8 protein-coding genes are annotated in these 8,395 nt (G+C 60.6%); 3 read left to right on the top strand and 5 right to left on the bottom strand.

What is annotated here, in order from left to right; translation table 11 throughout:
• Positions 1 to 235: 235 nt before the first annotated feature.
• On the bottom strand, positions 236 to 805 hold the full coding sequence (locus tag GR328_RS25005; protein ID WP_343039481.1) for a TetR/AcrR family transcriptional regulator: 570 nt from the start codon (positions 803 to 805) through the stop codon (positions 236 to 238).
• 157 nt (positions 806 to 962) lie between these two features.
• Here GR328_RS25005 and GR328_RS25000 point away from each other — a divergent pair, with 157 nt between their 5' ends.
• Complete coding sequence (locus tag GR328_RS25000; protein ID WP_160888372.1) at positions 963 to 1,703, top strand: SDR family NAD(P)-dependent oxidoreductase; 741 nt, start codon at positions 963 to 965, stop codon at positions 1,701 to 1,703.
• Between the two features lie 166 nt (positions 1,704 to 1,869).
• Positions 1,870 to 3,072, top strand: a complete 1,203-nt coding sequence (locus GR328_RS24995; RefSeq protein ID WP_160888371.1) for an MFS transporter — start codon at positions 1,870 to 1,872, stop codon at positions 3,070 to 3,072.
• Between the two features lie 426 nt (positions 3,073 to 3,498).
• Here the strand turns inward: GR328_RS24995 and GR328_RS24990 are convergent.
• Positions 3,499 to 4,166 (bottom strand): IS6 family transposase gene (locus tag GR328_RS24990; protein ID WP_425487078.1). Its coding sequence is split into 2 segments (ribosomal slippage): positions 3,499 to 4,076 and positions 4,076 to 4,166, totalling 669 coding nucleotides; the frame shifts between segments, so codons are not numbered across the junction.
• 175 nt (positions 4,167 to 4,341) lie between these two features.
• On the opposite strand from GR328_RS24990, the gene GR328_RS24985 reads away from it, so the two are divergent.
• Positions 4,342 to 4,734: a RidA family protein gene (locus GR328_RS24985; RefSeq protein ID WP_160888370.1), complete on the top strand. Its 393-nt coding sequence runs from the start codon at positions 4,342 to 4,344 to the stop codon at positions 4,732 to 4,734.
• A gap of 108 nt (positions 4,735 to 4,842) precedes the next feature.
• Here GR328_RS24985 and GR328_RS24980 read toward each other — a convergent pair whose 3' ends face one another.
• From GR328_RS24980 to GR328_RS24970, 3 genes are all read right to left on the bottom strand, one after another.
• Positions 4,843 to 6,123 carry a TRAP transporter large permease gene (locus GR328_RS24980; RefSeq protein ID WP_205790290.1) on the bottom strand — a complete coding sequence of 427 codons (1,281 nt, stop codon included), beginning with the start codon at positions 6,121 to 6,123 and terminating at the stop codon, positions 4,843 to 4,845.
• A 4-nt stretch (positions 6,124 to 6,127) separates the two neighbouring features.
• Positions 6,128 to 6,610 (bottom strand): TRAP transporter small permease, encoded by a 483-nt coding sequence (locus GR328_RS24975; RefSeq protein ID WP_160888369.1) that lies wholly within the window; start codon positions 6,608 to 6,610, stop codon positions 6,128 to 6,130.
• Positions 6,611 to 6,813: 203 nt separating this feature from the next.
• Positions 6,814 to 7,803, bottom strand: coding sequence for a TRAP transporter substrate-binding protein (locus tag GR328_RS24970; RefSeq protein WP_205790289.1), 990 nt, complete (start codon positions 7,801 to 7,803; stop codon positions 6,814 to 6,816).
• Positions 7,804 to 8,395 lie beyond the last annotated feature (592 nt).

Genomic DNA, 8,395 nt, shown 5'->3' with positions numbered 1-8,395 from the left:
TGGCCGCCTGAGCGGGGTGGCAGGCTGAGGCCCACGGCCTCGGGTTCCAGTTACCTCTACCCCAGCCGTTAAGAGGCGAGCCCCGGGCACCCAGCCGCTCAACCGGCGGAGTTTTTCAACGGCATCGACCCAGAGGCGACTTTGGCGGGGTTGCCTCGAACCATTGGGTCGGGGAAGGCATTTGACACCATGGTGCACGAAGCCCATCGGGCATCTTCCCTGTCGACCGCGCTCTCTACGCAGAACCAGCAGGATCGTTCACACGGGTCGCGCGATCAAATGCGGCGAGCGCATGGAGGACAACTGCACCCAGCTCCTTCCGAGTGGCTCCATCACGGGCTTGAATAGAAATCCCATGCACGACAGTGGCGAAATAGGTGGCCAGTGAGCCTGTGTCGGAATCCCGAGGCAGCAGGCCCTCCGCAACAGCAGTCTCGAACTTCAGTCTCAGGGTGTCCCGCAAGGTGCGGCGCATCTCCTTCAGCTCGAGCCGGACCCGTTCATTCTCAGGGGCACAATGGGTGGCCCCCAGCGCGATCATGCAGCCTTGTGGGCGTCCCTCCTGCGTCGAACAGCCGATCGAGGCGTACAGCATACCAGCGAGGCCTTCCCGCAACGTCGGGGCCTCCATGAGAGCCCGGAAGGTCTCCGCTGCTGCCGTCTCACTGAAGTGGCGCACGGCCTCGAGATAGAGAGCCTCTTTTGATCCAAAGGCAGCATAGAGGCTCGGCGAGTTGATGCCCATCGCGGTCGTCAGGTCGGTCATCGAAGAGCCCTCGAAGCCCTGCTGCCAGAAGACTTCCATAGCTTTTTCAAGGACTTCCGCCCGATCAAATGAGCGAGGACGGCCGCGAGACGACATTAGCTCTCCTTTTTGTGATGATCATTATATAAATCGATTGACAGTCTTCCGCAACTCAGACAGCCTTTTTGTGTCGATCAACACAAAATTGAGTCGAGACATGACTGAGAGTATCAATCGGGTCGCGGTGGTGACTGGCGGCAGCAGGGGTATCGGGGCGGCAATCGTGCGGCGCTTGGCCTCCAAGGGTGTCCATGTCGCCTTTACCTACGCCAACAATGGCGGTGCGGCAGAAAGGACCATGGCCGAGGTGCGTGAAGCTGGTGGCAGCGCCAAGGCCTACGCTGCGGACGCAGGCGATGCGTCCGCAATCCAGGATGTCGTGCATCGAGTCTCATCCGAGACCGGTCGCCTCGATATCATGGTCGCCAATGCCGGAATCATGCTGGCCGGACCACCCGGTGACGTGTCCATAGATGCCTTCGACCGCCTAATGGCGGTCAACGTGCGCGGCGTCTTCTTCGCCGCCACGGCTGCGGCGCGGGTCATGCCAGAAGGAGGCCGCATCATCAGCATCGGCAGTTGCCTGGCAGAGCGGAGCGCTGGACCCGGCACCACGGCCTACACCCTGACCAAGGCAGCCTTGGTCGGAATGACGCGCGGATTGGCCTATGACTTCGCGCCTCGCGGCATCACTGTCAATCTCGTTCATCCGGGGCCAACTGACACCGACATGAACCCAGCCGCCAGCGAGCGCGCCGCCCAGCAGAGAACCAAGATCGCCCTCGGCCGGTATGGTTCGGCCGACGAGATTGCAAGCGCCGTTGCCTATCTGGCCAGTCCGGCGGCGAGCTTCATCACTGGCGCGGCCCTCGCGGTCGATGGCGGCTTCGCGGCCTGACCGGCCGCTTAACTTTCCACGGCAATCCCGGGACAACCATGCGGGGCTCCTCTCGGGAACGCTTGCGCCTTTCGCTCAAGTTGATCGCTGGCTGCATGAGGGCAACGGCTATGCGCCGAAGCATCAGTGATCAAGCCTCCGTATGATCTCCTAAAAGGACAATCGAATGATGCACTTGTGTGAAGGCAACGAGGGAGGAAAGACCCAAAATGAGCCTGCCTGGGGTGCTGTCTTTGCTATGACGCTCGGTGTCTTCGGTCTGGTGACGGCGGAGTTCCTCCCAGCCAGTCTGCTGACACCGATGGCGGCGGATCTGAAGATTACCGAGGGAGCAGCCGGACAGGCCGTGACCGCGACGGCCGTCATCGGGATGGTGACCAGTCTCCTGATCTCCGCCGCCACGAGAGGGATCGATCGTCGGGCCGTGCTCTTGATGTTTTCGGTTCTGTTGATCGCATCCAACCTTCTTGTAGCCTTCGCGATCAACCTGCCGCTCCTCCTGCTGGGCCGTGTGCTTCTGGGCATTGCGCTCGGTGGCTTCTGGACCATGTCCGCTGCGCTCACCATGCGGCTTGTGCCGGAGGAGCAGGTGCCCCGGGCCCTATCGGTGATTTTCAGCGGCGTGTCCGCCGCCACGATCCTGGCCGTTCCGGTTGGCAGCTTCCTTGGTGGCTTTATCGGATGGCGCGGTGTCTTTCTGATCGGTGCGGCCTTGGGTGCTGTGACCCTGGCAGTACAGTTAGTAACTCTACCTCGCATGCCCCCTAATGGGCTGACACGTCTGGGGACCCTTGTTGATGTGCTGACGCGTCCCGGGATTGGGCTTGGCATGGTCGCGGCAATGCTGGTCTTCACCGGGCATTTTGCCTTCTTCACCTATATCCGCCCCTTCCTCGAAACGGTCACCGGCGTCGGAATCAGCACGGTGTCGGCCGTTCTCCTGGGATTCGGGATCGCCAACTTCTTGGGCACTTTCCTGGCAGGGCGGTTGTTGGAGCGCAGCCTGCGGCTGACGCTCATGATCGTGCCGCTGGCGATGGGCATCCTCGGACTGGGTCTAGTGGCTCTTGGCAGCGAACTCTGGGCGGTTTCGGTCATGGTGGGACTTTGGGGACTGGCTTTCGGCGCCGTGCCGGTGGCGTGGTCGACCTGGCTCACCCGGACAGTTCCCGACCAGGCGGAAAGCGCGGGTGGCCTGCTGGTTGCCGCTATTCAACTGGCGATCGCGATTGGGGCAGCCGCGGGAGGAGGGATTTTGGACCTCGGCGGCGTGATTGCGGTCGTTGTTGCCAGCAGCGCCATTCTCCTGCTGGCCACGCTGATGATCCTGATCGGCATCCGCTCCCGCACTGCCGCAGCCATCGCCTAACCTTGAGCAGCAAACATCATCGCAAACTTCTATCGCGCGATGATGTTGTGCCACGGCGTGCTGAGTTACGTCAGGTTTTGGCACATCTGAGACAGTGCGGCTTCGTCAGCTGTGAGTGCCAAAGCGGACGTTCCCGGACGAGTTGGACATGCTAGGTTTAGCTGCGAATGAGGCGGGCGAAGTCGAGTGTCGCGGCCATGGTCGAGGCTCTATTGTAGCGATTGTGCGTCACTGCAGGATGGTTGTGCTGCAGCAAGGCACTATCTGAGGCTGCGCTCCGGCTCGGTAGGCCGCCGTTGTAGCCGCCGCCCTCCAGAGGTCGTGCGGGCTCAGCGCAATCCCAAGAGTCTGCCGCGTCTTTTCCATGATGGGTTCGTCGCAAATTCGGAGAAGGGACGAGAGAAGGGCGGACGCTCGGTAGCGCGTTTAGGCAGCGAGGAGTTCGGACTGCTCCGCGAGCGACGGCTGCCGATTGCAGGCGTATTTCGCCTGTTGCTTACGCATCATGTGAACCATCTCGATCCCACCCAGAATTACACGGGTAGTGACTGCAGACTGGAAACCAAGCATGGGGCGGACCCGCCTTTTGATGGCGCGGTGGTTCTGCTCAATGCGAATGGATTTCAGGTCACGCCGCGATCTGTTCTCGAGCCGGTCTGCGGCATGGCAGGATAGGATCGCTTCTCGATTAGTCCGACTGCCGTCGATCACGATCCGCTCGGGCCGGCCATGCCGTTTGAGTGCCTTAGGCAGGAACCGCTTGGCAGCGGTGAGTTTCCGCCGGTTGCTGAACCAGAATTCGACCGTATCGCCATTGCTGTCGATGGCGCGATAGAGATATTTCCATCGGCCCCAGACTTTGATGTAAGTCTCATTCATGTGCCATTTCCGGCTGGCGCTTCGCTTGCTGAAATTGAAGCGCTCGACCAGCTCAGGCGAGTAGCGAGTGACCCACCTGTGAACGGTTGCGTGATCGATCGAGATGCTGTGCTCGGCCATCATCTATTCCAATTTCCGAGGCTGAGTCTGTAAACCAGATACCAGCGGACGCGGAGCAGGATAACGGATCGATCAAAATGCCTGCCCTTGAACACTACGTCCTCCACTACAGTGACCGAGGTTTCAGGAGCTGAAACTCTGAAACAAAAAATTGCGACGGATCCCTCCGATCTTGCGACGCATCCCACCCGCGTTCTTGTCGACGGGAGGCACAGTGTCGTATACGGCTTGGCCCGATCACGGTCAGATTCCATTCAAGGACAGCCATCCATGAGACATGTCATCGAGGTCCCGGTCATATCGGAGGCCATCCGCAGGCTTGGAGCGCCGACTTCCGCGATTGTGCGCATGGGTGATCTCCTCTTCACCTGCGGGATGCCGCCGATCGATACGGTGACCGGCGAGATCGTGACGGGTTCGATAGAGGTTCAGACACGCGCCTCGCTCAATGCCCTCAAGGTCGCCCTGGAGCACGCCGGCTCATCTCTTGCGGACGTCGCCAAGGCAACGGTCTACGTGACCGACCCCGCCTTGATGGGCGGTGTCAATGCGGTTTACAGAGAGTTCTTCGGCGACGAGTGGCCCGCCAGGACGTCAGCCGCGATCAAACCCTGGACACTGCCGTTCGACATCGAGATCGAGTGCGTCGCCGCTGCAAGGTGAGCGGCTCGACGCGGTGTGATCATCGCCGACCAGCCTGGCCGATCCATTCGGCTTTCGGTCCATGAAGTTGCCCTCCCGGCGCAACCGTGGGCAAAAGTCGTCTAGGTTTCATGACAGGAGGCCGGGCAGGAAAAGGACGATCTGCGGAACGAAGAGCACCAGCAGCATGACCGCGATCATGACGCCGATGAAGGCTGTGAGATAGCCGAAGGATGCCGACATCGGGATGCCTCCGACCCGACAGGCGGCCATCAGATCGATGCCGAGCGGAGGCGTATTCGCGCCGATAGCGAGATTGAGCGTCAGCAGGATCCCGAAATAGACCGGGTCGATCTGGTAGTGTTTCATGATCGGCAGAAACACCGGCGCAAGGATCAGGATGATCGCGATCGTTTCCATGAAGGTGCCGAGAATCAGCACGATCAGCATCATCAGCAGGAGCGCCACGGTGGTGCTGTCCGTGAAAGCGCCGATGAACTCCACCATGTGCTGAGGGACCTGTTCGGCGGAAAGAATCCAGCCGAAGAGACTCGCGGTCGCGATCACGAACAGAATGCCGCCGGTGGCCTCGGTGGTTTGCTTGACTTGATCGATGATGATGCGCCACGTGAGGGCGCGGTACACCAGGCCGCCGACCACCAGTGCATAGGCGACCGCAACGCCGGCCGCTTCGGTGGGCGTGAAGAAACCGCCCCTGATTCCGCCGACGATGATGACGGGTGCCAGAAGCGCGAGCCAAGCGCTTCCGAGAGCCTGCCTCAGTTCAGCCCATGAGAACGCATTGCCGCCCCGCCAATCGTTCTTCCTGGCGATGATGTAGGCCACGACCATGAGGCCGATTCCGCACAGAATGCCCGGCACGATGCCCGCGACGAAGAGCTGGCCGATGGATGTATTCGTCGCCGTCCCATAAACGATCATGACGATGCTGGGCGGAATGACGGTGCCCAGGGATCCGGCGCAGCCCAGTAGGGCGCAGGAGAATCCCTGATCGTAGCCACGTTCCCGCATGGCCGGAAGCAACATGGTGCCGATCGCCACCACATCTGCGACGCCGGATCCCGAAAGGGCTCCGAACAGCATCGCTCCCATGACGGTGACGAGGGCCAGGCCCCCCGTCGTGCGGCCGACCAGGGCGCTGCAGAGGCGAACGATCCGGGGAGTCAGATCCCCGTGGAGGAGCAGCAATCCGGCAAGAAGGAAAAGAGGAATCGCCAGCAGCGTGAACGAGTCGATGCCGGCAACCATCCGCTGAGCAACGATGATGAGAGGCGCAAGATCCGAGAAGAGGAGATAGCCGACGGATGCAAGGCCGAGCGCAATGGCGATCGGGACGTCGATGGCGACGAGAACGGCGAATAAGCCGAGAAGGAGAATGAGGCCGTTCATGATATCAGCGTTTCAGAAAAGCAATCAGTGCGACGATGCAGGAGAGGGCTGCGCACAAAGGCAGGGCGAGGTATGTCCAGGCTATGGGAATCTGCAGGGCCGTCGACAGAGAGGACCATGTGCGCGACGTCAGATCCCAGCCGGTCCAGGCGACGACTGCCATGAAGCCGATCGTGCATAGGTCCGCGATTGTCGTAAGAACGGCTCTCGCGCGCTCATTGCGGACGATCAGCGGCATGATGCCCGCCGTCAGATGCGAGCGGCAGACCGTGGAGACCGCAATGCCGAGGAAGGTTACCCAGATCAGGAGAAGTCGCGGCATCTCCTCCGCCCAATACGGCGTGCGGTTGAAGAGGAAACGCAGGGCGACCGTGTAGATGACCGATGCGGAGAAAACCACGACGCCGATCGAGCCTGCCACGAGCGTGACCTGCTTGATGAGTTCCTCCAAAGGGGAAAGCCTACGGCCTTGATCCGATTGAGCCATGTCTGCCTCCGACAAAGCAAGGTGAGCGCTCGCAGCAACGGGTCGAGAAGACAGCCCACCCGTTCGCGTCCAGCATCGATGCAGGCGCGACGAAGCGTCCGCTCCGCGCGGCGGGCGCAAAGATCACCCGCCGCCGGAAGTCGAAATAGACGCCGATGCGATTCCGTTTGGATGAACGGCCTCGTCTCAGCGTCGGTCGAATATCACTGGCGGTATTTGTTCAGCAAGGCCATGAATTCAGGGCCGTAGACGGACTCCTGGGATTTCCAAACCGGCTGGACGGCAGCGACGAAAGGTGCCGTGTCGACCTTGTTGATGACCATGCCCTTTTCCTCGAGCTTCTTGAGGAAGTCGGCATCGGACTCCGCAATCATCTTGCGCTGCTCGTCACGCCATTTCGCAGCGGCGGCCTTGACGATCTTCTGGTCGTCCTCCCCGATGCGGTCCCAGACCGGCTTGGAGACGACGAGGCATGCCGCGCCCCAGACGTGGCCGGTGAGGGACAGATATTTCTGAACCTCGAAGAACGACGATCCGTGGATGATCGAGAGCGGGTTCTCCTGTGCGTCGAACACGCCCTGTTGCAGGGCGGAGTAAAGTTCGCCGAAAGCGAGAGGGGCAGGTTCGGCGCCGAGGGCGACGAAGGTATCGAGCCGGACCTTGTCCGGAGTTACGCGGATCTTCAGTCCCTTCAGATCTTCGGGCTTGTTGATCGGGTGTTTGCTGTTGGTGATGTGACGGTAGCCGTTCTCCCACCAGCCGAGAACGACGATGTTCTTGGCGAGAAGAAGCTTGTCGAGAGCTGCGCCGAGGTCGCCGTCGAAGGCAGCGAAAGCCTTCTCACGCGTCGGCCAGGCATAGGGGAGCTCGACGATTCCCATCTTCGGCTCGATTGGCTGGAACGAGCCGCTGCCGATCACGCCGGCCTGGGCCGTGCCGATCTGTAGTCCTTCGACGACTTCACGCTCGCTTCCGAGCTGACCGCCGGAGAAAACCTGGATGTTCACGCGTCCTTGCGTCTCACGCGCGACCTGCTCAGCAAAGCCTTTGCTCGCGATGTGCCAGCTGTGGCTATCGGTCAGCACATGGCCGAGGCGGATCGTAACGGGTTTCGATTGGGCCGCGGCTTCCATGCTGCAGAAAGACATCGAGAGTGCGCTCAGCGCACCGGCCATGAAGTAACGACGTAACATTAAACATCCCTCTGGTTTGCGCCCGCTGTTCAACCTATGGATCGACACAGCAGACAGCCGACGCTCTTTTAGCCAAAATTTGCTTGGTTGCCATACCGGTCGAACAGAAAGAGCCCGTTGCTCGCGAAGGTCAACTTGATCGGCTCGCTGAGCCGTTGAGCGACGAGCCCGACCGAAATTCGGCCTCCACTCTTTCGCTTTGTGTAGGTTGTGCCGGGCTGGATCAAGCTGTTTTAGCATGAGGCACAGCAGAGGGACGTGATACGCGTGCACATTCCAACTCCATCGGGGTGCATGGCTCGGTGGGCATTGTCGCGGAGGTAATTGGCGTGCTGATCCAGGTTGTGGGGTTTGCCGATACCCAGGGCCTTGCTGGCCAGGGCCTCCAGGCGCCCGAACGGGCGCCTCTCCTTGGCTCCCGTTTGCTCGTGCAAAGAAGATTTGCTGTTTGCTTTTCCAACTCGACCGCCGTCCAGCTAAGCAATACCGATATGAGATCGAGATGCCGCTAGAACTTTCGATTGAATGAGTTCTGTCGCATATCCGACAGACAAGGTTATCGCAGCCTGACTACTTTTCCTTACCCAACGGA

Source organism: Microvirga makkahensis (assembly GCF_009830105.1).
GTDB lineage: Bacteria > Pseudomonadota > Alphaproteobacteria > Rhizobiales > Beijerinckiaceae > Microvirga > Microvirga makkahensis.
The sequence above is the reverse complement of the archived record's forward strand: the minus strand, read 5'-3'. Positions and strand labels throughout refer to the sequence as shown.

Excerpts from the sequence above, each read along its gene's own strand:
- GR328_RS24980 (WP_205790290.1), bottom strand. The coding sequence starts at position 6,123 with ATGAACGGCCTCATTCTCCTTCTCGGCTTATTCGCCGTTCTCGTCGCC.
- GR328_RS24985 (WP_160888370.1), top strand. The coding sequence starts at position 4,342 with ATGAGACATGTCATCGAGGTCCCGGTCATATCGGAGGCCATCCGCAGG.
- GR328_RS24970 (WP_205790289.1), bottom strand. The coding sequence starts at position 7,803 with ATGTTACGTCGTTACTTCATGGCCGGTGCGCTGAGCGCACTCTCGATG.
- GR328_RS24995 (WP_160888371.1), top strand. The coding sequence starts at position 1,870 with ATGATGCACTTGTGTGAAGGCAACGAGGGAGGAAAGACCCAAAATGAG.
- GR328_RS24975 (WP_160888369.1), bottom strand. The coding sequence starts at position 6,610 with ATGGCTCAATCGGATCAAGGCCGTAGGCTTTCCCCTTTGGAGGAACTC.
- GR328_RS25005 (WP_343039481.1), bottom strand. The coding sequence starts at position 805 with ATGGAAGTCTTCTGGCAGCAGGGCTTCGAGGGCTCTTCGATGACCGAC.
- GR328_RS25000 (WP_160888372.1), top strand. The coding sequence starts at position 963 with ATGACTGAGAGTATCAATCGGGTCGCGGTGGTGACTGGCGGCAGCAGG.